Annotated in this window: 24 protein-coding genes; 5 read left to right on the top strand and 19 right to left on the bottom strand. The window is 61.4% G+C overall.

Annotated features, from left to right (window positions below; genetic code table 11):
* Positions 1-7 precede the first annotated feature (7 nt).
* From QRN36_RS06225 to QRN36_RS06190, 8 genes are read right to left on the bottom strand one after another with little or no spacing between them, the layout of a single operon-like run.
* Positions 8-1,198 (bottom strand): PotD/PotF family extracellular solute-binding protein, encoded by a 1,191-nt coding sequence (locus QRN36_RS06225; RefSeq protein WP_285423235.1) that lies wholly within the window; start codon positions 1,196-1,198, stop codon positions 8-10.
* Positions 1,195-2,199: a GTP-binding protein gene (locus QRN36_RS06220; RefSeq protein ID WP_285423234.1), complete on the bottom strand. Its 1,005-nt coding sequence runs from the start codon at positions 2,197-2,199 to the stop codon at positions 1,195-1,197. Before QRN36_RS06220 ends, QRN36_RS06225 begins: the two co-directional genes overlap by 4 nt.
* A complete protein-coding gene (locus QRN36_RS06215; protein WP_285423233.1) occupies positions 2,196-2,495 on the bottom strand; it encodes a hypothetical protein in 300 nt (99 codons plus the stop codon). The genes QRN36_RS06220 and QRN36_RS06215 overlap by 4 nt, the downstream gene beginning before the upstream one ends.
* 19 nt (positions 2,496-2,514) lie before the next feature.
* Entirely contained in the window at positions 2,515-3,261 is a 747-nt protein-coding gene (locus tag QRN36_RS06210; protein WP_285423232.1) for an SDR family NAD(P)-dependent oxidoreductase, read from the bottom strand.
* Between the two features lie 42 nt (positions 3,262-3,303).
* Positions 3,304-4,065 (bottom strand): SDR family NAD(P)-dependent oxidoreductase, encoded by a 762-nt coding sequence (locus tag QRN36_RS06205; protein ID WP_285423231.1) that lies wholly within the window; start codon positions 4,063-4,065, stop codon positions 3,304-3,306.
* Between the two features lie 10 nt (positions 4,066-4,075).
* A complete protein-coding gene (locus QRN36_RS06200; RefSeq protein ID WP_285423230.1) occupies positions 4,076-5,416 on the bottom strand; it encodes an MFS transporter in 1,341 nt (446 codons plus the stop codon).
* A gap of 27 nt (positions 5,417-5,443) precedes the next feature.
* Positions 5,444-6,325, bottom strand: coding sequence for a polysaccharide deacetylase (locus QRN36_RS06195; protein WP_285423229.1), 882 nt, complete (start codon positions 6,323-6,325; stop codon positions 5,444-5,446).
* A gap of 42 nt (positions 6,326-6,367) precedes the next feature.
* Positions 6,368-7,747 (bottom strand): amidase, encoded by a 1,380-nt coding sequence (locus QRN36_RS06190; RefSeq protein WP_285423228.1) that lies wholly within the window; start codon positions 7,745-7,747, stop codon positions 6,368-6,370.
* A gap of 335 nt (positions 7,748-8,082) precedes the next feature.
* Here QRN36_RS06190 and QRN36_RS06185 point away from each other — a divergent pair, with 335 nt between their 5' ends.
* Positions 8,083-9,084, top strand: coding sequence for a GntR family transcriptional regulator (locus tag QRN36_RS06185; protein ID WP_285423227.1), 1,002 nt, complete (start codon positions 8,083-8,085; stop codon positions 9,082-9,084).
* Positions 9,085-9,130: 46 nt separating this feature from the next.
* Here QRN36_RS06185 and QRN36_RS06180 read toward each other — a convergent pair whose 3' ends face one another.
* Genes QRN36_RS06180 through QRN36_RS06165 form a run of 4 tightly spaced genes read right to left on the bottom strand, consistent with a single transcriptional unit; the run spans position 9,131 to position 13,484 of the window.
* Positions 9,131-9,559 (bottom strand): group 1 truncated hemoglobin, encoded by a 429-nt coding sequence (locus QRN36_RS06180; RefSeq protein ID WP_093462554.1) that lies wholly within the window; start codon positions 9,557-9,559, stop codon positions 9,131-9,133.
* Positions 9,560-9,561: 2 nt separating this feature from the next.
* Positions 9,562-10,452, bottom strand: a complete 891-nt coding sequence (locus QRN36_RS06175; protein WP_285423226.1) for a DUF3034 family protein — start codon at positions 10,450-10,452, stop codon at positions 9,562-9,564.
* Between the two features lie 12 nt (positions 10,453-10,464).
* Positions 10,465-12,816 (bottom strand): EAL domain-containing protein, encoded by a 2,352-nt coding sequence (locus QRN36_RS06170; RefSeq protein ID WP_285423225.1) that lies wholly within the window; start codon positions 12,814-12,816, stop codon positions 10,465-10,467.
* Complete coding sequence (locus QRN36_RS06165; protein WP_285423224.1) at positions 12,813-13,484, bottom strand: methylamine utilization protein; 672 nt, start codon at positions 13,482-13,484, stop codon at positions 12,813-12,815. Before QRN36_RS06165 ends, QRN36_RS06170 begins: the two co-directional genes overlap by 4 nt.
* Before the next feature lie 266 nt (positions 13,485-13,750).
* Here QRN36_RS06165 and lon point away from each other — a divergent pair, with 266 nt between their 5' ends.
* The 4 genes from lon to cmoB all read left to right on the top strand — a co-directional run bounded on the left by lon (position 13,751) and on the right by cmoB (position 18,811).
* On the top strand, positions 13,751-16,168 hold the full coding sequence (lon, locus tag QRN36_RS06160) for an endopeptidase La (RefSeq protein ID WP_285423223.1): 2,418 nt from the start codon (positions 13,751-13,753) through the stop codon (positions 16,166-16,168).
* A gap of 431 nt (positions 16,169-16,599) precedes the next feature.
* The gene (locus tag QRN36_RS06155; protein ID WP_285423222.1) at positions 16,600-16,992 is read left to right on the top strand and encodes a protease inhibitor I42 family protein; all 393 of its coding nucleotides are present in this window, start codon (positions 16,600-16,602) and stop codon (positions 16,990-16,992) included.
* 119 nt (positions 16,993-17,111) lie between these two features.
* Positions 17,112-17,855, top strand: coding sequence for a carboxy-S-adenosyl-L-methionine synthase CmoA (gene cmoA / locus QRN36_RS06150; protein ID WP_285423221.1), 744 nt, complete (start codon positions 17,112-17,114; stop codon positions 17,853-17,855).
* Positions 17,852-18,811: a tRNA 5-methoxyuridine(34)/uridine 5-oxyacetic acid(34) synthase CmoB gene (gene cmoB / locus QRN36_RS06145; protein WP_285423220.1), complete on the top strand. Its 960-nt coding sequence runs from the start codon at positions 17,852-17,854 to the stop codon at positions 18,809-18,811. Before cmoA ends, cmoB begins: the two co-directional genes overlap by 4 nt.
* Before the next feature lie 139 nt (positions 18,812-18,950).
* Here cmoB and pdxJ read toward each other — a convergent pair whose 3' ends face one another.
* From pdxJ to lepA, 7 genes are all read right to left on the bottom strand, one after another.
* Entirely contained in the window at positions 18,951-19,694 is a 744-nt protein-coding gene (gene pdxJ / locus QRN36_RS06140) for a pyridoxine 5'-phosphate synthase (RefSeq protein WP_285423219.1), read from the bottom strand.
* Between the two features lie 58 nt (positions 19,695-19,752).
* Positions 19,753-20,442 carry a DNA repair protein RecO gene (gene recO, locus QRN36_RS06135; RefSeq protein ID WP_285423218.1) on the bottom strand — a complete coding sequence of 230 codons (690 nt, stop codon included), beginning with the start codon at positions 20,440-20,442 and terminating at the stop codon, positions 19,753-19,755.
* Positions 20,443-20,617: 175 nt separating this feature from the next.
* Positions 20,618-21,520: a GTPase Era gene (gene era / locus QRN36_RS06130; RefSeq protein WP_093461375.1), complete on the bottom strand. Its 903-nt coding sequence runs from the start codon at positions 21,518-21,520 to the stop codon at positions 20,618-20,620.
* On the bottom strand, positions 21,513-22,202 hold the full coding sequence (gene rnc / locus QRN36_RS06125) for a ribonuclease III (RefSeq protein WP_285423217.1): 690 nt from the start codon (positions 22,200-22,202) through the stop codon (positions 21,513-21,515). The genes era and rnc overlap by 8 nt, the downstream gene beginning before the upstream one ends.
* Positions 22,199-22,576 carry a DUF4845 domain-containing protein gene (locus tag QRN36_RS06120; RefSeq protein ID WP_285423216.1) on the bottom strand — a complete coding sequence of 126 codons (378 nt, stop codon included), beginning with the start codon at positions 22,574-22,576 and terminating at the stop codon, positions 22,199-22,201. The genes rnc and QRN36_RS06120 overlap by 4 nt, the downstream gene beginning before the upstream one ends.
* A gap of 103 nt (positions 22,577-22,679) precedes the next feature.
* On the bottom strand, positions 22,680-23,534 hold the full coding sequence (gene lepB, locus QRN36_RS06115; protein WP_285423215.1) for a signal peptidase I: 855 nt from the start codon (positions 23,532-23,534) through the stop codon (positions 22,680-22,682).
* A gap of 9 nt (positions 23,535-23,543) precedes the next feature.
* The gene (gene lepA, locus QRN36_RS06110; protein ID WP_093461389.1) at positions 23,544-25,340 is read right to left on the bottom strand and encodes a translation elongation factor 4; all 1,797 of its coding nucleotides are present in this window, start codon (positions 25,338-25,340) and stop codon (positions 23,544-23,546) included.
* Between the last annotated feature and the right edge of the window lie 116 nt (positions 25,341-25,456).

Genomic DNA, 25,456 nt, shown 5'->3' with positions numbered 1-25,456 from the left:
CGGGACGTTATCGGCGCGACCCTTTAGGGCCGGCGCGCAAGATGTCGCCCCAGCGGCGCACCAGATAGTTGTGTTCATCCATCACCGCGTTCCACACCGCGATGTGCCCCATGCGTTGTTCATAAGAGCCGCCATCGCGGACTTCTCCCACGTCGATCAGCGGCAGACCATCGCTGCCCAGCAGCTGCTCACGGGCAGGCAAACCGGCGTACCAGTAATCCCACTCAGCCGGGCTCAGGTGATCACGGCTGCGAGCCGGATTGCCTATGTAATAACCCTGACGTGCCATGACCGCACCGGGCCAGCCGGACAGCCACCAGTTCAGGTACGCATAGGCCGCATCGAGCACTGCGCCTTTGGCGTGGCGTGACAGCGACAACCCACCGAACCAGCCCCGATAACCTTCGCGCGGCACCGCCACTCGGTACTTGACCCCGGCGCGGTGCAGGCGCACCAACGTCGGCGACCACAGGCTCTGAATGTCGATGGTCGGGTGCAGCATCAATTCGGCGGCTTCCTCATCGTCGGACCAGAAGGCGCCAAACATCCCCTCCTCCTGCTTGCGCACCAGCACATCGGCGAGCACGTCTATCTCCTCGATGCTCATGTTGCCGATGTCTCTGAACTGCGCCAGACCCGCACCCTGTACGGCCAACGCTGCGTCCAGAGCGCCGATGGCCGCATCGCTTTGCAAGGCAATACGCCCGCCCCAGGCCGGGTCGAGCAACCAGCCCCAACTTTCGTTCTGCGCACTCAGCCCCTCGGGCAAACGCTCCGGGCGATAAGCGAAGCTGTCGGCATTATGGGTAAGCGGCAACATACTGATGCGGTCGCTGACCGCACTGCCCAGGCTGCCATCGTGCTGCACGAACAGACGCTCGCTGGGCACGCTGCCGCTGCCCAGCTTGTCGTTCACCGACAGCCGGCCGCGTTTGGGGAGATCGTTGATTTCGTGCCACAGCGCGATACGACGCGTGTCGATCGGCTGGATGGCCCGGGCCGGCCAGACGAAGTCGACGTTATGGAACCATTGATCGTACAGGTCATAACTGTCGGGCTGCATGACCGCGATACGCTGCGCCGTCTGCACGTCGTGCACCTGATACACCAGCTTGATACCCAGTTCCTGCTCGGCCCGAACCCGCAGCGACTCAAGCAGTGTCACCGAGGTGCCCAACACCCGAAGCGTCACACTCATGCCGCCGCCCCGTTGGTCATGGGCGCAAGGCTCTGACTGAAAACGGTGAAAGAGCGACGCAGTTGATCCGCGTCCAGCCCGCGCAGGATGAATACCAGTCTTGAGGTGTGATCGTCGCTCGGCCATGCGGGCAGATGAACCGGCGCATGCAGGCAATGCTGCACACCATGGATAACGATGGGGGCCTGGCTGTTATTCACGTTGAGCAGTCCTTTGACGCGGAGGATTCGTTCGCCGTGGCATCTTAACAGCATGGAAAGCCACACCCCGAAGCCGATCCAGTCCAGCGGCCGTTCAAAGGTCAGGCAGCAAACCTGTGCGTCACCGTGGCGTGCCGGTGTCGACTGCACGCGATGCAACTGCCAGCGTGCCACCTCGTGAGCCGGTTCGGCACTGCGCAGACCTTCGCCGAGCAGCAGTTGATCGCCGCTGTGAATATCGGCACTGTCCAGAACCGGCGCCGGGTTGAGGGTGTGCAAACGAGCGCGCAGAACCTGCTGTTGCTCCGGGCTGACCGTGTCAGTCTTGCTGATCAGCAGCCGGTCCGCAGCGGCCACTTGCGCCAGCCACTCGGGCTGCAGGCGCTGCTGCATCTCGGCGTGACTGGCATCGACCAGGGTCACCACGAGACCGATATGAAAACGCCCGCGAAGATGAGGGTCGTTGTTCAGCGTGGCCAGAATCGGTGCCGGGTCGGCCAGGCCGGTGGTTTCCAGAATCACCCGCCGAAACGCCGGGATTTCGCCCCGCCCCCTGCGCTCCAGCAATCCCGACAAGGCATCTCTGAGTTCGCCGCGAATCGAACAGCACACACACCCACTGGGCAACAGCACCGTGTCGGGCGCGACCTCTTCCACCAGCAGGTGATCGATACCGACATCACCGAACTCATTGATCAGCAACGCGGTGTCGCCCATGTTCTCGTCGCTGAGCAAGCGTTTGAGCAAGGTGGTTTTGCCGCTGCCGAGAAAACCGGTGATCACATTCAGCGCGATACTCATGATCCGCACTCCAGTTGATTGAGCAGCGCCGGATCCAGCGGATCCAGAGCACGTCCGATCAGCGACTCGGCGCGCTGCCAGAGCTGATCCAGGCCGGTCGCCAATTCCTGTTTGCCCGTCGCGCCGAGCAGCAGGTAAGAGACGCCCTGAAAGTCCTCGACCTTGAGTCGAAATGGCGCCAACACCTTGTTGATCGCAACGATGCGGCTCAGTCGCTCACGGCGGCGCGGCAAACCGTCGCCCAGTGGATCGCTCCAGTGCACATCCTCGCCCAGCAGCCCGCACAATCCACACATGCTCATTCACTCCGAGGTATCAAGGCATGACGTCGCCGGAATTGGGACCCAGCGTCTGACCGACGAACAGGTTGCCGCCCGGCTCGCTGGCCAGCAACACCGCCACCGGCGCGACTTCCTGGGCCAGTCCAAAGCGTCCCAGCGGCAACTCGGCGGCTTTGGCGGTCTTCCAGCTGCTGCTGATGCCCGACACCAGCGGTGTCTCGATCGGCCCCGGCGCGATAGCGTTGACCAGTACGTGGTCCTTGGCCACTTCCAGTGCCAGCGACTTTGTGAAACCGATCACGCCCGCCTTCGCAGCGGCGTAATGCGTCAGCTCGGCGCCGCCTTTGATGCCCAACTGGGAGGCGATATTGATGATGCGCCCCCAGCGCTGGGCGAGCATGTGCGGCAAGGCGCGCTGGCTGGCAACGAAGACGCTGGTCAGGTCCACGCGCAGCATGTCGTTCCACATCTGGAGAGTCAGATCGACACACCGTGCCTGGGTCAGCATGCCGGCGTTGTTGACCAAAATATCGATGCCGCCAAAGTGAGCCACACAGGCGTCCACACCGGCCTGCGCACCTTCGACACTGCCGACATCGGCGACACTTTCAAGCACTTGCGCGCCCAGTTCGCGACAGCGTTGCGCGGTGTGCGCCAGGGTGACGGCGTCGCGATCGCCCAGCACCAGCCTCGCGCCCTGTTCGGCGTAGGCAAACGCAATGGCGGCGCCGATTCCGCTGCCGGCACCGGTGATCACGGCGCGTTTGTTGTTCAGTTGCATAGGATTGTCCTCAATTCGTGATCGCCCTGCGGATGCGCCCGCTCACTCTGGCCAGCGCACCGTCAGGCCGCCATCGATGACGATGCTCTGGCCCGTCAGGTAGCTGGACTCATCGCTGCACAAGAAGCGCACCAGCGAGGCCACCTCGTCCGCCCGCCCGACGCGTCCCAGCGGGATGGCACGTGCCGCTCTGGCCAAGCCTTCGGGGCCCAGCGAGTTTTTGCTGTCAAGGGACTGCGGCGTCTCGATCAGCCCCGGAATGACGGCGTTGCAACGAACGCCACGGGGCGCCAGTTCGACGGCCAGCGAGCGACACAGGCCCGGCACGCCAGCCTTGGCGGCAGCGTAATGGGCATGGTCCTGCCAGCCATACACGCCGCCGGCAATCGATGAAATCGCCACCATCGAACCGCCTTCGCCCATGTGTCGGGCCGCGGCCCGGAAGGTGCGCATGACGCCAGTGAGGTCGACATCGAGCATTTCGTTCCAGCGCTCGTCGGTCATTTCCAGCAACGGAGCACGGCGCAGCAGGCCTGCATTGGCGACCGCGTAATCGATGCGGCCAAACGCGCTGACCGCACACGCGGCCAACGCATCCACAGAGGTGCTATCAGTCACGTCCAGCGGCGCCATCAGGCATTCGCCACCCGCCTCCTGCACCAGCCGGCGGGTGATCTGCGGGTCGTGGGGGTCGGCGGGGAAGAATCCACCCACCACCGCCACACCGCTTCTGGCGAATGCTACGGCCAATGCCTGGCCGATGCCGCTGGCGGCACCGGTGATCAACGCTACTTTGCGAGTCATGTCTCGTTCCTTATTTCACGGTTTCCGGACGCACGTGGCGAGCGGCGAACATCAGTGCGCCGGAGAGAAAGCACGGCACCGCTCCGAAATACAGCGCGGAGGTCTGCCAGTCACCGCCTGCACTGAGCACCGAGGTCGCGCCGAAACCTGCGACCACTGCGCCAATGGGGCCCATCGCATGAATGATTGCGCCTCCGGTGGCTCGGATGCTGGTCGGGAAACTTTCGCTGATGAAAAACAAGGCCGCCGAGTAAGGGCCGATCAGGAAGAAAAGGCCCAGGCTGTACAGCCCGACCACCATCGGCATGTTGCTCGGCCCGTAAAGCATGCCGGCGAACGACAGGCCGCCGAGCATCCAACCCAGGCCGATGACGTTGCGGCGGCCGATCTTGTCGCCCATCCAGCCATGACTGAGGTAACCGCAATAGCCCACCAGGTTCGACAGCACCAGGATGATCAGCGAGTTCTCGAAGGAGATGTGGTGCACGCTGACGATGACCGATGTACCCAGCACGCTGAACACTTGAATCGCTGCCCAGTTGAGCAGAATCGCAGCGCCGATCACCAGCGTCGCCCGGCGTGAGGTGCCGCGAAACGCTGCCGCAAGGCCTGCAGTGCGGTGCTCTTCATAATCCACGCCGTAGGTTTGCGCCACCGCCTGTGCCTGACCGACGTCGCCGGCCTTGCGCAGTTGAGTGATGCGCTGGTGAATCTGGAACTGCGGGCTTTCCTTGAGTTTGCGCGCCATGATGGCAATGACGATGGCCGGAATTGCGGCAAAGATGAAGCAGCCCTGCCAGCCGATGATGGGCAGTAACACGGCAGTCAGGCCCGCAGCGATCAACGCGCCCACCGGCCAGCCGCCCTGCACCAGGCTGTAAATGAAGCCGCGACGCTTGGCCAGCTTCGGGTCTTCCGAGGCAGCGTAGATTTCACTGAGGTAGGTCGCGTTGACCGTTTCCTCGGCATAACCCAGCCCGCTCAGGGAGCGAATCAGAATCAACGGCGACTTGCCCCATGAACCACCGATGGCGGTCAGGGCCGAGCAGATCGCCGAACCGGTCACCGTGAAAATGATGCCCATGCGCCGACCGAGTCGATCCACCAATGGCCCGATGGCCAACGCGATGACTGCCGTGCCCACTGCCGCCCATGTAGCGATCTCGGCCTGCTCCGCTTCGCCCCAGTTGAAATGACGGCCGATCTCCGGCAACAGCGTTCCGAACAGGATGAAGTCATACACCGCAAAAACCCATGCGAAGAACGCGATCCACGTGGCGTAACGCACTTGCTGGGAGGTCAGAGGCTGAGGTTTCCAGCCGGTCAGATCGAGCTTGTTGTAAATGGACATGGGTCATGCCTCGGAATGAAAGAACAATCAGCGGTTACGAGGGTTGCGGCGCACGAAGTCATCGGCGATTTCATCGAACGTCACGAACTTCACGCCCGCGTGGCTCTGGATGTGTTCGATCAGCCGCTCCAGCATCAGCAGCACCTGTGGCCGGCCCGAGACATCAGGGTGAATGGTCATCGTGAATACGGCATGCTCGTGCTCGCGGTAGACCCAGTCGAACTGGTCGCGCCACATTTCTTCCAGGTGACGCGGATTGACGAAGCCGTGGCTGTTTGGCGCCTTCTTGATGAACATCATTGGCGGCAGGTCATCGAGGTACCAGTTGGCCGGAATCTCGACCAGATCGGTTTCCTCACCTCGCACCAGCGGTTTCATCCAGGTGTCCGGATGCTGGGTGTAATCGATCTTCGTCCAGCTGTCGCCGACGCGGACGTAGTACGGATGGAAGTCGTTATGCATCAGGCTGTGGTCGTACTTGATGCCCTTTTTGAGCAGCAGCTCGTTGGTCACCTTGCTGAATTCCCACCAGGGCGCGACGTAGCCGGTCGGGCGTTTGCCGGTCATCCGGGTGATCAGCTCGATGGATTTGTCGAGGACGATTTCTTCCTGTTCGGGAGTCATCGCGATCGGGTTTTCGTGGCTGTAACCGTGTACGCCGATTTCATGCCCGGCATCGGCCACCGCCTTCATTTGCTCAGGGAAGGTTTCCATCGAGTGGCCGGGGACGAACCAGGTGGTGCGCAGGCCGTAGCGTTCGAAGAGCTTGAGCAGGCGCGGCGCTCCGACCTCGCCGGCGAACAGCCCGCGTGAAATGTCATCCGGCGAATCTTCGCCGCCGTACGAACCCAACCAGCCAGCAACCGCGTCGACGTCGACGCCGAATGCGCACAGAATTTCTTTAGCCATCATTGTTCTCCTGCGGATTAATCGAATCGGATCAAACGTGAATCAGAGCCCGCCGAGCACGGCCTCGACCGCCAGGGCCGCGCGCAGCAGGCGCGTGTCCTCGCCGGCAGGCGCACTGATCAGCAAGGCGGTGGGCAATCCCGACGCATCCCGCCCGCTGGGGAGCGACACGCCGGGCAGGTTCAACAGACTGCCCGGCATGGTCAGGCGCAACGTCGCCAGATTGGTGCGCGCGAACAGCTCGTCATCGGCCTCCAACGGCGCAAGGGGCGGCGCGACATGAGCCACGCTCGGGGTGATGAGGAAGGCGCCATCGAGTTCATCGGTGAGCTGCTGTTGCAGCCGCTCGCGCTCGTTGCACAGGTGAATCAACTGGCTGGCCGGGAAATGCCGGGCCGCTTCCAGACGGCGGCGCACACGTGGATCGAGCTGTTGAGCTGCCGGGCTGTCGAGCAGCGGTTGATGCAACGCAAAGGCTTCCGCCGAACCGAGCCAGCCGTGCTGCTCGATCAGCGTCAACGTCGCTTGGAATGCAGGCGATGGCCGCACATCGAGGCTCGCGCCTGCGTCCTTGAGCATCGCCACGCAGCGCATCAGGTTGTCGCGCACCGCAGGCTCCGTGCGCGGGTCGAGCATCACCGCTTCATCGACCCAGAAACGCTGTCCAGCGAGGCTGCGCGCCAGTAGCGAGGTGGGCTGTGAACGCGCCCTGAGAATGTCGTCGATCGCCAGAACGTCGCGCACGCTGCGGGTCAATGGGCCAATGCTGTCGAGCGTACGCGCCAGCGGGAAAACCCCATCGCGGCTGTAGCGCTTGCAACTGCTGCGAAACCCGACCAGGCCATTGAACGCCGCCGGAATGCGAATCGACCCTGCGGTGTCGGTGCCCATCGCAATGGGCACGACGCCAGCCGCCACCGCCACCGCCGATCCCGAAGACGAGCCGCCCGCCACCCGGGGCTGATCAAGGCCATGGGGGTTGGTCGGCGTGCCGAAGTGAGGGTTGAGCCCAAGGCCGGAATAGGCGAACTCGCTGAGATTGGCCTTGCCCAGGCAAACCAGCCCGGATCGGCTCAGCAGCGCCACTGCCGTTGCGTCAAGCAACGCAGGCGAGACATCAAGGCGAACAGCCGCAGCGGCCGAGGTCACGCTGCCCGCCACATCGAACAGGTCTTTCCAGGCAACCGGCACGCCATCCAGACGACTCAACGGCTGTCCGGCTTTCCAGCGAGCAGCGGATGCCTGCGCTTCGCGACGCGCCCGTTCGTGGGACAACGAGATGAACACGTGCTCTGCCGTCGCAGCGCTGGCCAATGCAGAATCCAGCGCTTGCACGGGATCGCTTTCGCCGAGAGCGAACGACTCGGCCATCGCGATGGCATCAGCGAAATCACTGGAGCGAGCAGCGTGGGCATCCAGCATGGGACCACCTTAAATGTACATATTAGTAAAATGTACGTTTTACAAAGGCAGAAAGCATGCCAGAGTGGCGAAAGGTGCTCGGCTGGACGCGCCGATGCGAAGCGATGATTCTGGAGCAGGCCTTGCCGGATGAGCCTTGTAGCGTTGGACAACAAGGGACCAATTGTCAGGCGCTTCTGTGAGAAGAGTGGCCGAAGCCTAATAATGTACTTTTCATAAAAGATACATTTCAGTGCAGAAAAGTAACGCAGGCCCCACGAATGGGCACAAACAACGTGGTCTGCGGTGACAAATCCACATGTGCGAGAATCGCCGTCCGTTTGTTCGAGAAGCGTATGAAATCGATGTCTGCTGAGGATTCGCGCACCGCGTCACGCTACGCCATGATTCGTCAGGTCTTGCGCGACGCCATCGTCAATGGCGCTGCGGCCCAGGGCCTGGTACTGCTCGAAGCACCACTGGCCGACCTGTTCGGCACCAGCCGTGTACCCGTGCGCAAGGCGCTGAATCTGCTGCATGAAGAAGGGCTGATCAGCCGCTTTGACGGACGCGGCTATCTGGTCAATCCCGAAGGTGCGCAAATCGAGCCCGTGCGGTTGACGTTGACCCACAAGCAGTTCGGCCTGGACAGCAGCGAAGAGCTGGTCGATACGCGGCCGCTGGGCGAAAGGATGTACGACGAAATCGGCGCCGCGCTCTCGACCTGCATCGCCTTCGGTCATTACCGCCTGGATGAGCAGAGCGCCGCCGAGCATTACGGCGTCAGCCGCGCGGTGGTGCGTGAAGCGTTGATGCGTCTGCGGGATCGCGGCCTGGTGGAAAAAGAGCCTTATTCACAGTGGCTGGCCGGGCCGTTGACCGCCCGTGAGGTGACCGAGGATTACGAACTGCGCGCCTGTCTCGAGCCCGAGGCCCTGCGCCAGACCGCGCCACAGCTGAGTCGCGAGGTGCTCGAGGCCATGCTGGAGCGGGTGATCGCGGCTCAGAACGGCCCGCAGTGCAGCCTCGCCGACATTGAGCGCATTGAAGAGGATCTTCATCACCACTGCCTGGCCGGGCTGAACAATCGCAAGATTGCCGCGCTCATCCGGCAGGGTCAGAACCCGATGATCATCAGCCGCATCTTCTATAGCCAGCTGGGAATCGGCCCTGACGAAGCGATGCTCGCCGAACATCGCCTGATCCTTGAGCTGTTGCTGCACGGCGCTTTTGACGCCGCGGCACTGAATCTCAAGGAACACCTGAACCGCGCCCGCCAACGCATGTTGCAGCGCCTGAAGGTGTTGTCGGTGTTGCCCGAGCAGGAGGCGCCGGGTTATCTGACCAAGTTGAGTTGAGTGCGCAGTAGTCGCCTGCGCCAGCACACATCGGACGGCACGCGTTCTACTTCTCGATCACTTCCCCACGCTGCGGCGCAAGCCGCGCGATCAACCGGTTCTGCGCTGGCACGGGAATGTGCTGGTCGTCCATCGCGTCGATCAGGTTTTCCACCAGCGCGTTGAAATCACTGCGGCTGATGTTCAGGCCTTTGTGCGCCTCGACCAGGGTGTCGCCGGTGTAGGTGCACGGGCCACCGGCTTCGACGCAGAATTTCTCGACCAGTTTGTCACGCACCCGAACGATGTCGACTTTGGCGAAATACTTGTAAATCCGGTCGTCTTTGGCGATGTGCAGCAACATGCCTTCGACGATTTTCTGAATGCCGGCGCGTTGCCCCAGCTCCTGATACAGGCTGTCATCTTTGGGCGGCTGCTGCGCGCACCCGACCAGCAACGCCAGCGCCAACGCACTGATCCATCGAACGGGCCGCATCATCAGAAGCTCCCCTGTACGGACAAGTACGTGCCGTTCTGATTATCCAGGGTGGCGATTTCGCCCAGGTGCGCGTAAGCCAGCACCACCGAAACATGTTTGTTGGGGAACCAGCCGACGAACATGTCGACCCAGTCGCTTTCGCCTGCAAACGACAGGTTGTCCGGCTTTTCGCGGTAATCGACGCCAAGTGCCCAGTGCGGGTTGAACAGAATCGCCGCGCCGCCTTCTTTCAGCACGCTGCGGGTGTCCCGGCGGTCGCCGCCGAAACCCAGCAGACCGGTTTCATTGGCGCGACTGTAACGCAGGCCGCCGTTGACCACGACGTTGTAGCCAAAGGCGGCACCCATGAACAGACGGCTGGCGGTCAGGTAGCCCTCGACGTCCGAATCGCGTCTGGCGCCGACCAGACTGGGGATCAGGAAATCGTTCTGGTGCTTGTATTCAAGGCCGGCGGAGACTTGAGGCAACTGGTCATAGATCAGGTCGCCGAACAGACGCACCTTCACCCCGAAAATGTCCTGAGTGAGGTTGTCCTCGGGCAGGCTCAGCTTGCTGACCAGAGACCCCAGATCGAAACGCTGATGGGCGTAGGAAAACTCGATGCGGTTAGCGTAGGACGCCGCTGCGCCGACCACGTCCAGCGTGTAGTCCGGCAGATTGACGTGGGTCGCGAAAGCGCTGCCACCCCACTCGCCCTTCTCGCCGTAACCGGCCAGGACGGCCCATGGAATGACGCCGCCGCCCGCGCCGCCTTCGATGCTGCTCGCACCGCCGGTCGCCACCAGACGACCCTGTTCGCCCCAGGCCAGTGGCGCGCCCGCGCTCACGCAGCCGCCGACCACACTTGCCAACACCAAAGGGCTGAAAACAGCCGAGAGACTACGTGCCATAACATTGACCAATCAGTGAACCATCAAGCTCGGAGAAGTGTGCGACTTGGCGATCCATGCCTCGAACGCGACCGCATTGAGCGGCCGGCTGATGAGGTAGCCCTGCGCGGTATCGCAGTGCCAGCGCTCCAACAGACGCAGACTGTGTTCGTATTCAACGCCCTCGGCGACCACCTTCAAGCCCAGGTTGTGGCTCATTTCGATGGTCGATCGAACAATCACCGCGTCTTCACTGGTTTCGTCCAGATTGCGCACGAATGATTGATCGATCTTCAATTCCTGCACCGGCAGGCGCTTGAGGTGCGCCAGCGACGAATAACCGGTGCCGAAGTCATCGACCGACAGGCTGATGCCGCACTCACGCAAGCGGTTGAGCACCTTGAGGGACTGCTCGGGCTCGCGCATCACGGCGCTTTCGGTGATCTCGAATATGAGTTGTTCGGCTGGCACGCGGTACAGCTTGAGCAGATCCGACACACGGTCGGGCAAATCGCCACCGAGCAAATCATCGGCCGAGATATTCACCGACAACTGAACGTGCAGACCGCGGCGAGCCCATTCCGCCAACTGGCGCATCGACTCTTCGATGACCCAGTTGGTGAGGATTTGAATGCTTCCAGTGCGCTCGGCGAGCACGATGAACTCGGCAGGCGAGACATTGCCGAATTGCGGGTGCTGCCAGCGCAGCAGCGCCTCGGCCTGACGAACGCGGCCATTGCGGATGTCGAGTTTGGGTTGGTAATGCAGCATCAGCTCGCCATTGCGAGCGGCCTGCCGCAGGTCGCGAATCAGGCTGATCTGGCGCTGGTGAGCCAGATCGCGCCCGTCTTCGTAGACTTGCAGGCGGCCGGGCATCTGCACCGCGTCCTGGCGGGCAATGGAGGCGCGCTGGAGCAATTCGGCTGCCGAATCGCCGTTGGCCGGGTACACCGCGATACCGATGCAGGCATCCATGGCGATGTCGTGTTCGCCGATGCGCTGAGGCTTGAGCAACAGGCGCTGCAGACGGTCGGCCACCGCCACGGCGGCGTCGGTGCCAGCGTTGTGCACCAACAGCAGGAATTCGTTGCCGGAAAGGCGCGCGACGGTGTCGCCGGGACGCAGCGGCAACAACAGCTGTTCGCCGATGATCTGCAGCAACTGCTCGACGCCCTCAGGACCAATGCTGTCGTTGATCGCCCGGAAGTTGTCGATCCCCAGATACAGCAGTGCCACGGCACGCTTGGCTGCAATCGCACTGCCCAGACGCTCCATCACCAGCGCCCGATTGGGCAGGCCGGTCAGCCCGTCGTGCAGCGCATTGTGTGCCAGTTGCTGTTCGCGCTCGGCGATGCCGCTCTGCATCGAGTTGATTGCACCGGCCAGCAGACCCAACTCATCGCTGCGCGCCAGCACCACCGGCGTGCTGTAGTCGCCGTCACCAATGCGCTGGGCCGCCTGGGCCAGTTCGCGCACCGGCAACGACACACTGCGCGCCAGCAACAGCGTGCCGATCAGCGAACCGACGAGCGCCACCAGCGTGATCCAGAACAGCTTCTCGTCCAGTGGCGCGAACGCTTGCATGGCCTGATCCAGCGGGCTTTGCAGCAACGCCACGACTTCGCCGTCGCTGTCACTGATGCTGCCCAGCCTCAGGGTTTTGCTCAGAAAGCTCTGGCTCTGGTGCTCAGTCATCTGCATGTGATCGCTGGACGCGCTCATCATGACGCCGCGCAAACTCTCGAACAGCGCTTCAGGCTGGGTGCTGATGATCTGCCCCGGCAATCGGTGCACGACCGACAGGAACGAGACCTGCAATCCACTGAGCGAACGCAGCTCCTGCGCCAGGTCGTTGTCCATGCTGAACCCCATGACCACGCGCGCAATCGGCAGCGGTGCCATCACTGTGCTGTCGACCAGCAAGTGCGGCTGACCCTGCAACGGCACGATCAGCATCGACTGGTTTTTGCTTTTGAGGTCGCGCAGCGCCTGGATGTACGGAAAAGGCGTGCCTTCGGGAATCTGCGCCACGGTGCTGGAGAGCACAGTCCCGTCCATGCCCAGCAGGAACATGTCATTGGCATTGATGCGCGCTCCGTGATTGAGCAGCACCGAACGAATGGTCGCCGAGTCGGCAGACGCCACGGCGTCCCGAAACCCGAAATCGGCGGACAGCAACTGCACCGCATCGCGCAGACGCTTGCCGCGCATCTCCAGCAGCCCTTCGAAAACCCGCGTACCCACTTCCAGCTGCGCCTGAGCCTGCTTGCGCACAGCATCCTGCGTCGCGGCCTTGACGGCCAGAAACACCGCGACCACAACGATCAACAGCAGCATGATCAGCACGCCGGCAATGCGTGCCTGGAAGCTAGTTCGTAGTTTCATTCATGGGCGGCTTTGTGAAAGGCGTCGCCGAACGCACTGGACGGCGGCGCTGCGGGCATGTCGTCACCCTTGGGTTGCACGGCCACGCTGAAGCGCTGGCGCAGGCCCGAGGCCGGAATGTCGAACTCGCCGCCGGAAACCGGCTGCATGTCAGGCGCAAGCGGATGCCACAGGGTTGCCGAATAGTGGCCCGCCGGCAGTTGATCAAGCGTCAGCGTGCCTTTGTCATCGCTCACCCCGAACCAAGGGTCGTCGGTGACGTAGACATAGCCCAGCATCCAGTCATGGATGTTGCAGCCGAGCACCACGACGCCGGGTTTATCGAACAGGACCGGATCCGACGGCGTGCCGCCATAAAGGCGCAACTCGAAACGCTTGGGCGTCGAAAAGGAGTACACCTGATGGCGTATGTTGTCGCTGTTGGGAAATTTGATCTGCGTCCCGGTGCGCACGGCGAGGACATGAGGCGCAAAGCGCTGGTCGCGCTGATCCATGTCGGCCTTGAGCGCTGGCTCTGCCTTGGGCGCCGGTCCTTGCAGGGTCAGCACGGCGTCAGTCAACGGCTTGCCCTGCCCGTCGACGAACTCGGCGGTCAATGTAGCGGCGCTGGCAACAGCGCCGAACAGGACAGATGCGGTCACCAACAGTGAAGAAAGGACATGGGTCATACAGATGTTCCAGAACGGCGTAGTCGGTAGAAAAAGCGCCGGCCCTGGCAAATGTTGCAGCGTCCCGCGCAGATTAACCGTCAGCCGACGGAAGATCACGCACTAAAAGCAGGCATAAGGCCATCACTCTCGAACCGCCGACGAAAGGCACACAGGCACTCTCTTTATTTATATCGGCGTCGTTATTCATTGCTATCGACCGCTCCTATTGAAACCTGAGCCCGACTGCCCCATCTAAGCCTCATCTCCATTTATGCAGGTGCCCCATGAGCGACCAGCAAACCGACTCTACACACGCGCAACACGACGACGAGCACGAACACGAAGTCATTGGTTCAGACAGAAAGAGTCTCGCTCTGCCCGGCCAGAACCTGCCGGACCAGGTCTACATCATTCCGATTCACAACCGTCCCTTCTTCCCGGCGCAGGTGCTCCCGGTCATCGTCAACGAAGATCCGTGGGCCGAAACGCTGGAACTGGTGAGCAAGTCCGACCACCACTCGCTGGCCCTGTTCTTCATGGACACGCCGCCCGACGACCCTCGCCACTTCGATACCAAGGCGCTGCCTGAATACGGCACGCTGGTGAAGGTTCATCACGCCAGCCGGGAAAACGGCAAGCTGCAATTCGTGGCCCAGGGCCTGAGCCGTGTGCGCATCAAGACCTGGCTCAAGCACCATCGCCCGCCATTCCTGGTGGAAGTCGAATACCCGCATCAGCCCAACGAGCCGACCGATGAGGTCAAGGCTTATGGCATGGCGCTGATCAATGCGATCAAAGAACTGCTGCCGCTCAACCCGCTGTACAGCGAGGAGTTGAAGAACTACCTCAACCGCTTCAGCCCCAACGATCCTTCGCCGTTGACCGATTTCGCTGCCGCCCTGACCTCCGCCACCGGCGTCGAGCTGCAGGAAGTCCTCGACTGCGTGCCTGTGCTCAAGCGCATGGAAAAAGTGCTGCCGATGCTGCGCAAGGAAGTCGAGGTGGCGCGCCTGCAGAAAGAAATCTCCGCCGAAGTGAACCGCAAGATCGGCGAGCACCAGCGCGAGTTCTTCCTCAAGGAACAGCTCAAGGTCATCCAGCAGGAGCTGGGCCTGACCAAAGACGATCGCAGCGCCGACATCGAACAGTTCGAGGAACGTCTCGAAGGCAAGGTGCTGCCGCCACAAGCGCGTAAACGCATCGATGAAGAGATCAACAAACTCTCGGTGCTGGAAACCGGCTCGCCGGAGTACGCCGTCACGCGCAATTATCTGGACTGGGCGAGTTCGGTGCCGTGGGGCGTGTACGGCGAAGACAAGCTGGACCTCAAGCATGCGCGCAAAGTGCTTGATCAGCACCACGCCGGGCTCGACGACATCAAGAGCCGCATTCTGGAATTCCTTGCCGTGGGCGCCTACAAAGGCGAGATTTCTGGCTCCATCGTGCTGCTGGTGGGCCCGCCGGGTGTGGGCAAGACCAGCGTCGGCAAGTCCATCGCCGAATCCCTGGGTCGTCCTTTCTACCGTTTCAGCGTCGGCGGCATGCGTGACGAGGCCGAGATCAAGGGCCACCGTCGCACCTACATCGGCGCCCAACCGGGCAAGCTGGTGCAGGCGCTCAAGGACATGGAAGTGATGAACCCGGTCATCATGCTCGACGAGATCGACAAGATGGGCCAGAGCTATCAGGGCGACCCGGCCTCGGCGCTGCTGGAAACCCTCGATCCGGAGCAGAACGTCGAATTCCTCGACCACTATCTGGACCTGCGTCTGGACCTGTCGAAAGTGCTGTTCGTCTGCACCGCCAACACACTGGACTCGATTCCAGGCCCGCTCCTGGACCGTATGGAAGTGATTCGCCTGTCGGGCTACATCACCGAGGAAAAACTCGCGATCGCCAAGCGTCACCTGTGGCCCAAGCAGCTGGACAAGGCGGGCGTGTCGAAAAACAGCCTGACCATCAGCGACAGCGCATTGCGTGCGGTCATCGAAGGTTATGCGCGTGAGGCCGGCGTGCGGCAGCTGGAAAAGCAGCTGGGCAAACTGGTGCGCAAGGCGGTGGTCAAGCTGCTCGACAACCCGGACACCGTGGTCAAGATCGGCCCGAAAGACCTCGAAGCGTCCCTCGGCATGCCGGTGTTCCGCAGCGAGCAAGTGTTGTCCGGCACCGGCGTCATCACCGGACTGGCCTGGACCAGCATGGGCGGCGCCACGCTGCCGATCGAAGCCACGCGGATTCACACGCACAACCGTGGCTTCAAGCTCACCGGCCAGCTGGGCGATGTGATGAAGGAATCGGCCGAAATCGCCTACAGCTACGTCAGCTCCAATCTGGCGAAGTTCGGTGGCGACAAGGGTTTCTTCGATGAAGCCTTCGTCCACCTTCACGTTCCGGAAGGCGCGACGCCGAAAGATGGCCCGAGTGCCGGCGTGACCATGGCCAGCGCCCTGCTCTCACTGGCTCGCAATCAGGCGCCGAAAAAAGGTGTCGCCATGACCGGCGAACTGACCCTCACCGGGCACGTCCTGCCCATTGGCGGCGTGCGCGAAAAGGTCATCGCGGCCAGACGGCAGAAAATCTTCGAGCTGATCCTGCCTGAACCGAACCGCGGCAACTTCGAAGAGCTTCCGGATTACCTCAAAGAAGGCCTGACCGTGCACTTCGCCAAGCGCTTCTCGGACGTGGCGAAGGTGCTGTTCTAAGCCTCGCGCCACTTGCTCGATGCCCTGCAGGACGCTCACTCCTGCAGGGATCACCGGGTATTCCCGAATTCTCCTCCCAGACACGAATCCTGTAGGAGCGCGCTTGCCCGCGAAGAGTGAATTCCAGCCGCTGCATCACCACGGCATGCACTGGCCTCTTCCCGGCTGAAGCCGGTCCTACAGACGTTCCAAGTCTTTCGTAGGACCGGCTTCAGCAGGTCCTACAGACGTTCCAAGTTTTTCGCAGTACCGGCTTTGGCAGGTCCTGCAGGCGTTGCAAGTTTTCCGTAGGACCGGCTTTAGCCGGGAAGGCGTCGGTTGTTACGCGTTGATCGAAGGCGGCGTTAAAGACAGTTGGCTCACTGCTGCAGGGTTTCTCTCCCGCATTCTTCGGTTATGCTCCCCTCACGTTGCCCACGACCGGAGCCCTCATGACCCCTGCACGACTGCTCGTTCCGCTGAGCCTTGCCCTGCTGGCCGCCTGCGCCCAGCAACCGAAACAAATCGTGTCTCTTGAAGATCAAAAAGACTGCCCGATCACCCTCAAGACCGGTCAGACCCTGATGCTCATGCTGCCCAGCAACCCCACCACCGGGCACCGCTGGTTGATGCAGAATCCCGCGCCGTCGATCCTCAACGCCCTCGGCCCGGAAGTGTTCAACGCGCCGGAAGACGTCGGTCTGGTCGGCACCTCGGGCCAGTCCGTCTGGCGCTACAAAGCCGCGGCGGCAGGCAGCGGCCACCTGATGATGGTCTATCAGCAACCGTGGGCGCCGGAAGTCGCGCCTGAACGCACGTTCGATTGCGCGATCACCGTGCAGTAAACACGGCTGCGCTCCCCCGCGACACCTGCAAGCTCAAACGTCCGGATCAGATGAGGTTTCGGCATTGCCACACAATTGGCTAAAATGCCGCACTTTTCGCCTCGTCCCCCGGAACCGCCGTGAGCCAAGAACCCGACCGCCTATTCGCCCAGCCGCTGGCCCAGGTGCCCGACTTCGCTTTCAACGAAGACGTGGTGCGGGTATTTCCGGACATGATCAAACGGTCGGTGCCGGGTTACCCAACCATCGTCGAGAATCTTGGCGTGCTGGCGGCGCAGTTCGCGCAGCCGCACAGCGTGTTGTATGACCTGGGCAGCTCGCTCGGCGCCGTCACTCAGGCGCTGCGCCGACACGTGCGCACCGAGGGCTGCCGGGTGATCGCGATCGACAACTCCTCGGCGATGGTCGAGCGCTGCCGCGAATACCTCAACGCGCAGGACTCGATGTTTCAGGAGCTGCTGCCGGTCGAGGTGATCGAAGGCGATATTCTGGCTCTCGAATTTCAGCCTGCCTCGGTCGTCGCGCTGAACTTCACGCTGCAATTCATTGCGCCCGATCAGCGTCTGGCGCTGCTCGGCCGGATCCGCCAGTCGCTGCTGCCCGGGGGAGCCTTGATCCTCTCGGAGAAGCTGCGCTTCGACGATGACGGCGAACAGGCCCTGCTCACTGAGCTGCACGTGGCGTTCAAACGCGCCAACGGCTACAGCGAGCTGGAGATCGCCCAGAAGCGCAGCGCCATCGAAAACGTGATGAAGCCCGACAGCCTCGAGCAACACCGCGAACGCCTCCTCGCGGCCGGTTTCAGTAAAGTCGTGCCCTGGTTCCAGTGCCTTAATTTTGCCTCGTTGATTGCCCTGCCATGATTGATCTTGCCCCACTGGTTCGCCGTCTGGCGGGCACACCTCTGTACACCTGGGCCCAAGGCCTGCAAGCGCAACTCGATGCGAAGCTTGAAAAAGGCCATGGCGACCTCGATCGCTGGCAGGGTGCGCTCAATGCATTGCCCGATCTGGTGCCAAGCCGCGTCGAGCTCAAGGACGACTTCATTCTCGACGCCGAATGCGATGACGCCACGCGCGAACAGACACGCGCCGCACTGATGGGCCTGTCGCCCTGGCGCAAGGGCCCGTTCGATGTCTTCGGCGTCCACGTCGACACCGAATGGCGTTCGGACTGGAAATGGTCGCGAGTCTCCCCGCATCTGGATTTGAAAGGCAAACGCGTACTGGATGTCGGCTGCGGCAACGGCTACTACCAGTGGCGCATGCTGGGCGCCGGCGCCGACAGCGTCATCGGCGTGGACCCGAACTGGCTGTTCTTCTGCCAGTTCCAGGCCATGCAGCGCTATCTGCCGGACCTGCCGGCCTGGCACCTGCCTTTCACGCTCGAAGATTTGCCTGCGCGACTGGAGGGTTTCGATACCGTTTTTTCGATGGGTGTGCTGTACCACCGCAAATCGCCCATCGATCACTTGCTGGCACTGAAGGACTGCCTGGTCAAAGGCGGCGAACTGGTCCTGGAAACCATGGTGGTGGAAGGCGACGCGCAGCAGGTGCTGGTGCCGGAAGACCGTTACTCACAGATGCGCAACGTCTGGTTTCTGCCCTCCGTACCGGCCCTGGAACTGTGGTTGCGCCGCGCCGGGTTCGTGGATGTGCGCTGTGTCGACGTCAGCACCACGACGATCGAGGAGCAGCGCAGCACCGAATGGATGCGTTACCAGTCGCTGAGCGACTTCCTCGATCCGGCCGACCACAGTAAAACCGTAGAAGGACTGCCCGCGCCACGGCGTGCGGTGATCGTCGGTCGCAAAGCCTGATCACAAAACAGCGGTCATGACCCACCGCGCCCCCCTGTAGGAGTGAGCTTGCTCGCGATCCGCAATGAGCCAGCCATGCGATTGGCTTACGACACCCCGCAATCGCGAGCAAGCTCACTCCTGCAAGGTGCCCACCGGCTCAGCCCTTGGTCGCTGCCAGAATCAACGCCTTCATCTCCGACACCGCCGACTTGAAGCCGACGAACAGGGCATGCGCCACCAGCGCATGACCGATGTTCAGCTCGTTGATCCCCTTGATCGCGGCCACGGCTTCGACGTTGTGGTAATGCAGACCATGGCCGGCGTTGACGATCAGGCCCTGGCCCAGCCCGAAGGCGACGCCATCGGCAATCCGCTTGAGTTCCAGCGCCACTTCGGTCGGGGTTTCGGCATCGGCGTAGCGACCGGTGTGCAGCTCGATGGCCGGTGCGCCCACCCGCGCCGATGCTTCGATCTGGCGCTCATCGGCGTCGATGAACAGTGACACTTCGCTGCCGATGGCCGAAAGCCGCTCAACCGCTGCCTTGATCCGCGCTTCCTGCCCCGCTACGTCGAGACCACCTTCGGTGGTCAATTCCTGCCGCGTTTCCGGCACCAGACAGATGTGCGCCGGGCGAATACGCTCGGCGAACGCCATCATCTCTTCGGTAACGCCCATTTCGAAATTCATGCGGGTCTGCAGCACGTCCTTGAGCAACAGCACATCGCGCTCCTGAATGTGGCGACGGTCCTCGCGCAAGTGAACAGTGATGCCATCGGCACCGGCTTCTTCAGCGTCCAGCGCGGCCTTTACCGGGTCGGGATAGCGAGTGCCACGGGCCTGACGCAGGGTAGCAACGTGGTCGATGTTGACGCCGAGCAGAATTCGGGTGCTGTGGGTCACGGGTCTCTCCTGAAACTTGATCTGAACAGGCGACTGACGCCTGCGACGGTCTTATCGATTAAGGCTTGCGGAACAATTCACGGCTGACCAGCGGGCGCCCTCCCAGATGGACCGCCAGGGCCTGACGCATCAAGCGTTTGGCTGCCGAAAGCGCGCCGGGCGCGGTCCAGTCGGCTTCTGACATCGCCAGCAGTTCGGCGCCCTGAAACAGCCCCGGCTGAAAGAGATACACCCGCTCCAGCCCAGCGTCTACCTGCAACCGGTACATGCCGTCGCCAGACAACGGGTCGCCGTTCACGTCCGCATCGAGGGCGAAACCGTAACCCAGGTCGTCCAGCAGACGCCACTCGAACGAGCGCAACAAGGGTTCCAGCGCACGCCCTTCGGCGAGCGCCAACAGCGTTGCGGCGTAATGGTCGAAAACACCAGGATGCGGGTCTTCGGCGGGAAGCAGACGGATCAACAGCTCATTGAGATAAAGGCCGCTGAACAACGCCTCGCCTTCGAGCCAGGCGGCGATGCCCGCGCTTTCCATCCGGCCGACGTTCTTCAGCTCGCCCTTGCCCCGAAATTCGACTTCAAGCGGCACGAACGGCCGCGCCAGAGAGCCAGCCTTGCCACGGGCACTGCGCAACACGGCGCGCAGACGTCCCTGCGGGGTCAGGAAATCGACCAGCGCACTGTTTTCGCGGTACGCCCGGCTGTGCAGAACGTAGGCAAGCTGGCCGACGGGAGGCGTTTGCGACATTGCGATCTCAATGAAAGAACGGGTCTTACAGGCAATCCGGAAAACAGTGTGGGAGAAACCACTGTGGGAGCGAGCTTGCTGGCGAAAGCGGCGTATCAATCAACATCAATGCTGAGTGCTACACCTCATTCGCGAGCAAGCTCGCTCCCACAGTCGGCCGGCGTACAGCCTGATTTTACAGGTCGCCGTAACCCAACGAACGCAGCGCGCGCTCGTCGTCGGACCAACCACCCTTGACCTTTACCCACAGGTTGAGCATGACCTTGGAGTCGAACAGCACTTCCATGTCACGGCGCGCATCGGAGCCGATGCGCTTGATGCGCTCGCCCTTGTCGCCAATGATGATTTTCTTCTGCCCGTCACGTTCGACGAGGATCAGCGCATGGATGTGCAGCGTCTTGCCCTGCTGTTTGAACTCTTCGATCTCGACCGTGATCTGGTACGGAAGCTCAGCACCCAGCTGACGCATGATCTTCTCGCGCACCAGCTCGGCAGCGAGGAAACGGCTGCTGCGGTCGGTGATCTGATCTTCCGGGAAGAAGTGATCGTTTTCGGGCAACTGCTCGGCGATGACCTTTTCCAGCGCCTCAAGGTTGTGTCCCTGTTGGGCGGAAACCGGGATGATCTGCGCGTTCGGCAGTTGTTCCTGCAGCCACGACAGGTGCGGCATCAGTTCGGACTTGTCCTCGATGCGGTCGGTCTTGTTCAGTGCCACGATCAGCGGACCGGTGACGTACTGCACGCGCTCCAGCACCATCTGGTCTTCTTCGGTCCACTTGGTGCGATCGACCACGAAGATCACCACGTCAACGTCTTTCAACGCTGCCGAGGCAGTCTTGTTCATGTAGCGGTTGAGCGCTTTGTCGCTGCCCTTGTGCATGCCCGGCGTGTCGACGTAGATCGCCTGCACGTCGCCTTCGGTCTTGATGCCCAGCATGTTGTGACGCGTGGTCTGGGGCTTGCGCGATGTGATCGCCAGTTTCTGCCCGAGGATGTGGTTCAACAGCGTCGACTTGCCCACGTTTGGCCGGCCGACGATGGCGACATAGCCACAGCGTGTTGCAGTTGAATCAGTCATTGCCATTCTCCACACCCAGGGCGATAAGGGCTGCGGCCGCTGCTACCTGTTCGGCAATGCGACGGCTGACGCCCTGTCCCCGGCTTTTTTCGTTCAAGAGGGTGATTTCGCATTCGACGAAAAACGTTCGGCAATGCGGCTCGCCCTGAATGTCCACCACTTCGTAACGCGGTAATTCACAGGCGCGCGACTGCAGGAATTCCTGCAGACGGGTCTTTGGGTCCTTGTTGGTGTCGACCAGCGTCAGGCTGTCGAACTCGCTTGTCAGCCAGGACAGCACGCGATCACGGGCGGTTTCCATGCCGGAATCGAGGTAGATCGCCCCGATCAAGGCTTCCAGCGCATCGGCCAGAATCGACTCGCGACGAAAACCACCACTTTTCAGCTCACCCGAACCCAGACGAAGATATTCGCCCAGATCGAAACCGCGGGCCAGCAGCGCCAGGGTCTCGCCTTTCACCAGACGGGCGCGCAGTCGCGACAATTGACCTTCGCGCGCCTGCGGAAAGCGCTCGAACAGCGCTTCGCCGGCGACGAAGTTCAGAATGGCATCACCAAGGAACTCCAGACGCTCATTGTTGCGGCCGGCAAAACTGCGGTGGGTCAGGGCCAGAACCATCAGTTCCTGGTCTTTGAAGGTATAGCCGAGCTGACGCTCCAGGCGACTCAATGACACGCTCACGGTTTACCCACGCTGAATTCGTGGTCGAACGTGACCACCAGATCGATGTTCTGGATCAGTGGCTCACGCTGTTCGTATTTCAAATGGGCGAGGAACCTGTTGTTCTCCGTCGTCACACTTAACGCCTTCTTCAAATCCACATCCCGAATATTGTTGACCTGCATGCCTTTGGCGACATAACTGTAGAAATCGTCGCTGTCACTGATATCGCCGCCCCGGTCGGTGCCCGCGGCCTCGATGATTTTCTTCAACGACAGATAATCCAGATAATGCGGCACCAGTTTGGCTGCGGTACTCCCGACAAACGCCAGAACTGCCAGCAATACCAGCCAGCCAACGAATGACAAACCTTTTTGCGATCTGGCAGAACTCATGTTTGCCCTCAAGAATAGTCCTTCCCTGCTGCCTGCACGTTCAGCTACGCAACATAGCCCGCCGAAATGACATACGGCGCTGCATCTGGCAGCGCCGCATCGGTTACTTGATCAGGCCAACCCGCGAGAAATTAGGCAGGTGGCTGAGCTTCGGCTCGGGCCAGCTCATCCAGACCGCGAAGGCCTTGCCGACGATATTCCGGTCCGGAACCATGCCCAGCTCGTCTTTGGGAATGTTGGGATCATCCCAGTAGCGGCTGTCGTTGGAGTTGTCGCGATTGTCGCCCATCATGAAGTAGTGAGCGGCCGGAACCGTCCATTCGTGATCGGGTGGCGCACGATAGCGGCTCATTTCCTGACGAATCTGGTGCTCAACCTCGCCCAGCTTCTCGTTGTACAGCTCGGCGCTGCCCAGCGTTCCAGGCTCCGAGCCGATCAACTGCTTGGCGACCAACTGGCCGTTGATGAACAACTGCTTGTCATTGGTGTAGCGAATGACATCGCCCGGCAGACCGACCACACGCTTGATGTAATTGACGTTCGGATCGCTTGGGTAGCGGAACACCATCACGTCGCCGCGCTGCGGATCGCCGACGGGAATGACCTTCAGGTCGATCACCGGCAGACGAATGCCGTAGGAAAACTTGTTGACCAGAATGAAATCACCCACGTCCAGCGTCGGCTTCATCGATCCCGAAGGAATCTGGAACGGCTCGACCAGAAACGAGCGCAGGACCAGCACGATGAACAACACGGGAAAGAACGACTTGCCGTATTCCACCAGCAGAGGTTCCTTGTTCAACTGCTCCACGACGGCGACGTCCGGCTGGCTGACGCTGCCTTCGTAATTCGCTATCGCGGTGCGGCGACGGGGCGCCAGTATGATCAGATCGAACAAGGCCAGCAGACCGCAGACAAACACGGCGACGACCAGCAACAGCGGGAAATTTAGTGACATAGGGCCTGACTATTCCAACCTGAGCACTGCAAGGAAAGCTTCTTGTGGAATCTCCACGTTGCCGACCTGCTTCATGCGTTTCTTACCGGCCTTCTGCTTTTCAAGCAGCTTGCGCTTACGGCTCACGTCGCCACCGTAACATTTGGCCAGTACGTTCTTTCTGAGGGCCTTGACGGTTGTACGCGCGATAATCTGGCCACCGATGGCAGCCTGAATAGCCACGTCGAACATCTGACGAGGAATCAGTTCTTTCATCTTTTCGGTCAACGCCCGGCCTTTATAGGCCGCGTTGTCACGGTGCACGATCAGCGCAAGCGCATCGACCTTGTCACCGTTGATCAGTACATCGAGCTTGACCAGGTTTGCCGACTGGTAACGATCGAAATGATAGTCCAGCGACGCATAACCGCGACTGGTGGACTTCAGACGGTCGAAGAAGTCCAGCACCACTTCGTTCATCGGCAGGTCGTAAGTCACTTGAACCTGGGTGCCGAGGAAAAGCATGTCGTGCTGAATGCCGCGTTTCTCGATGCACAGCGTAATGACGTTGCCCAGATGCTCTTGAGGCACAAGGATGTTGGCGCGCACGATAGGTTCGCGCATGTCCTCGATCGTCGAGAGATCCGGCAGCTTCGACGGGTTGTCGACGTAAATGGTTTCGCCGGTCTTGAGCAACAGCTCGAAAATGACCGTAGGTGCCGTGGTGATCAGGTCAAGGTCGTACTCGCGCTCGAGACGTTCCTGGATGATCTCCATGTGCAGCATGCCCAGGAAGCCGCAACGGAAGCCGAAACCCAGTGCGTCGGAGCTTTCAGGCAGGTATTGCAGCGACGAGTCGTTCAGCGTCAGCTTCTGCAGTGCATCGCGGAAGTCTTCGAAATCGTCGGAGCTGACCGGGAACAGACCGGCATAGACCTGCGGTTGAATGCGTTTGAAACCGGGCAGCACTTCAACGTCTGGCGTCGAGCTGAGGGTCAGGGTGTCACCGACCGGCGCACCGTGAATGTCCTTGATGCCGGCGATGATAAAGCCCACTTCGCCCGCTTTCAGGTCAGCAGTCGCGGTGTGCTTGGGGTTGAATACGCCGACGCTGTCCACCAGATGAATCTTGCCGGTGGACTTGACGAGAATCTTGTCGCCCTTCTTGACGCGGCCATGACGCACGCGCACCAGGGAGACGACGCCCAGATAATTGTCGAACCAGGAGTCGATGATCAGTGCCTGCAGGGGATCTTCGATGTTACCGGTCGGCGCCGGAATGGTCTGAACCAGACGTTCCAGCACCTCATCCACGCCCATGCCGCTCTTGGCGCTGCAGGCCACGGCGTCGGTGGCGTCGATACCGATGATTTTCTCGATCTCTTCCTTCACACGGTCCGGATCGGCCTGCGGAAGGTCCATCTTGTTCAGGACCGGCATGACCTCCAGGCCCTGCTCGATGGCGGTGTAGCAGTTGGCGACGGACTGCGCTTCGACGCCCTGACCGGCATCAACCACCAGCAGCGCACCTTCGCACGCGGCCAGCGAGCGGCTGACTTCATAGGTGAAGTCGACGTGGCCGGGCGTATCGATGAAGTTCAGCTGGTAAGTGATGCCGTCCTTCGCCTTGTAATAAAGGGTGACGCTGTGGGCCTTGATCGTGATACCGCGCTCACGCTCCAGGTCCATGGAGTCAAGCACCTGCGCTTCCATTTCGCGCTCGGTCAGGCCGCCGCACATTTGAATGAAACGGTCAGCCAGCGTCGACTTGCCATGGTCAATGTGGGCGATGATGGAGAAATTGCGGATATGACTCAAATCACTCACGGATCAACACTCGAAAAAGGTTGCAGGCAGACTGCCCGCCGAAAAATAGCCGGGAATTGTACCTGAAGGAAGCCTGAGGCGTCACGTTCACACGCGAAGCCGGACGGCCACAAGCC

The sequence above is a fragment of the Pseudomonas sp. efr-133-TYG-103a genome (assembly GCF_030209235.1).
Taxonomy (GTDB): Bacteria; Pseudomonadota; Gammaproteobacteria; order Pseudomonadales; family Pseudomonadaceae; genus Aquipseudomonas.
This window is presented reverse-complemented; position numbering and strand designations above follow the sequence as displayed.

Excerpts from the sequence above, each read along its gene's own strand:
- QRN36_RS06205 (WP_285423231.1), bottom strand. The coding sequence starts at position 4,065 with ATGACTCGCAAAGTAGCGTTGATCACCGGTGCCGCCAGCGGCATCGGC.
- cmoB (WP_285423220.1), top strand. The coding sequence starts at position 17,852 with ATGATTGATCTTGCCCCACTGGTTCGCCGTCTGGCGGGCACACCTCTG.
- recO (WP_285423218.1), bottom strand. The coding sequence starts at position 20,442 with ATGTCGCAAACGCCTCCCGTCGGCCAGCTTGCCTACGTTCTGCACAGC.
- QRN36_RS06185 (WP_285423227.1), top strand. The coding sequence starts at position 8,083 with ATGAAATCGATGTCTGCTGAGGATTCGCGCACCGCGTCACGCTACGCC.
- QRN36_RS06195 (WP_285423229.1), bottom strand. The coding sequence starts at position 6,325 with ATGGCTAAAGAAATTCTGTGCGCATTCGGCGTCGACGTCGACGCGGTT.
- QRN36_RS06165 (WP_285423224.1), bottom strand. The coding sequence starts at position 13,484 with ATGACCCATGTCCTTTCTTCACTGTTGGTGACCGCATCTGTCCTGTTC.
- QRN36_RS06225 (WP_285423235.1), bottom strand. The coding sequence starts at position 1,198 with ATGAGTGTGACGCTTCGGGTGTTGGGCACCTCGGTGACACTGCTTGAG.
- QRN36_RS06200 (WP_285423230.1), bottom strand. The coding sequence starts at position 5,416 with ATGTCCATTTACAACAAGCTCGATCTGACCGGCTGGAAACCTCAGCCT.
- QRN36_RS06120 (WP_285423216.1), bottom strand. The coding sequence starts at position 22,576 with ATGAGTTCTGCCAGATCGCAAAAAGGTTTGTCATTCGTTGGCTGGCTG.
- lon (WP_285423223.1), top strand. The coding sequence starts at position 13,751 with ATGAGCGACCAGCAAACCGACTCTACACACGCGCAACACGACGACGAG.
- QRN36_RS06210 (WP_285423232.1), bottom strand. The coding sequence starts at position 3,261 with ATGCAACTGAACAACAAACGCGCCGTGATCACCGGTGCCGGCAGCGGA.
- QRN36_RS06175 (WP_285423226.1), bottom strand. The coding sequence starts at position 10,452 with ATGGCACGTAGTCTCTCGGCTGTTTTCAGCCCTTTGGTGTTGGCAAGT.
- QRN36_RS06190 (WP_285423228.1), bottom strand. The coding sequence starts at position 7,747 with ATGCTGGATGCCCACGCTGCTCGCTCCAGTGATTTCGCTGATGCCATC.
- QRN36_RS06155 (WP_285423222.1), top strand. The coding sequence starts at position 16,600 with ATGACCCCTGCACGACTGCTCGTTCCGCTGAGCCTTGCCCTGCTGGCC.
- QRN36_RS06215 (WP_285423233.1), bottom strand. The coding sequence starts at position 2,495 with ATGTGTGGATTGTGCGGGCTGCTGGGCGAGGATGTGCACTGGAGCGAT.
- QRN36_RS06180 (WP_093462554.1), bottom strand. The coding sequence starts at position 9,559 with ATGCGGCCCGTTCGATGGATCAGTGCGTTGGCGCTGGCGTTGCTGGTC.
- era (WP_093461375.1), bottom strand. The coding sequence starts at position 21,520 with ATGACTGATTCAACTGCAACACGCTGTGGCTATGTCGCCATCGTCGGC.
- QRN36_RS06170 (WP_285423225.1), bottom strand. The coding sequence starts at position 12,816 with ATGAAACTACGAACTAGCTTCCAGGCACGCATTGCCGGCGTGCTGATC.
- lepB (WP_285423215.1), bottom strand. The coding sequence starts at position 23,534 with ATGTCACTAAATTTCCCGCTGTTGCTGGTCGTCGCCGTGTTTGTCTGC.
- QRN36_RS06220 (WP_285423234.1), bottom strand. The coding sequence starts at position 2,199 with ATGAGTATCGCGCTGAATGTGATCACCGGTTTTCTCGGCAGCGGCAAA.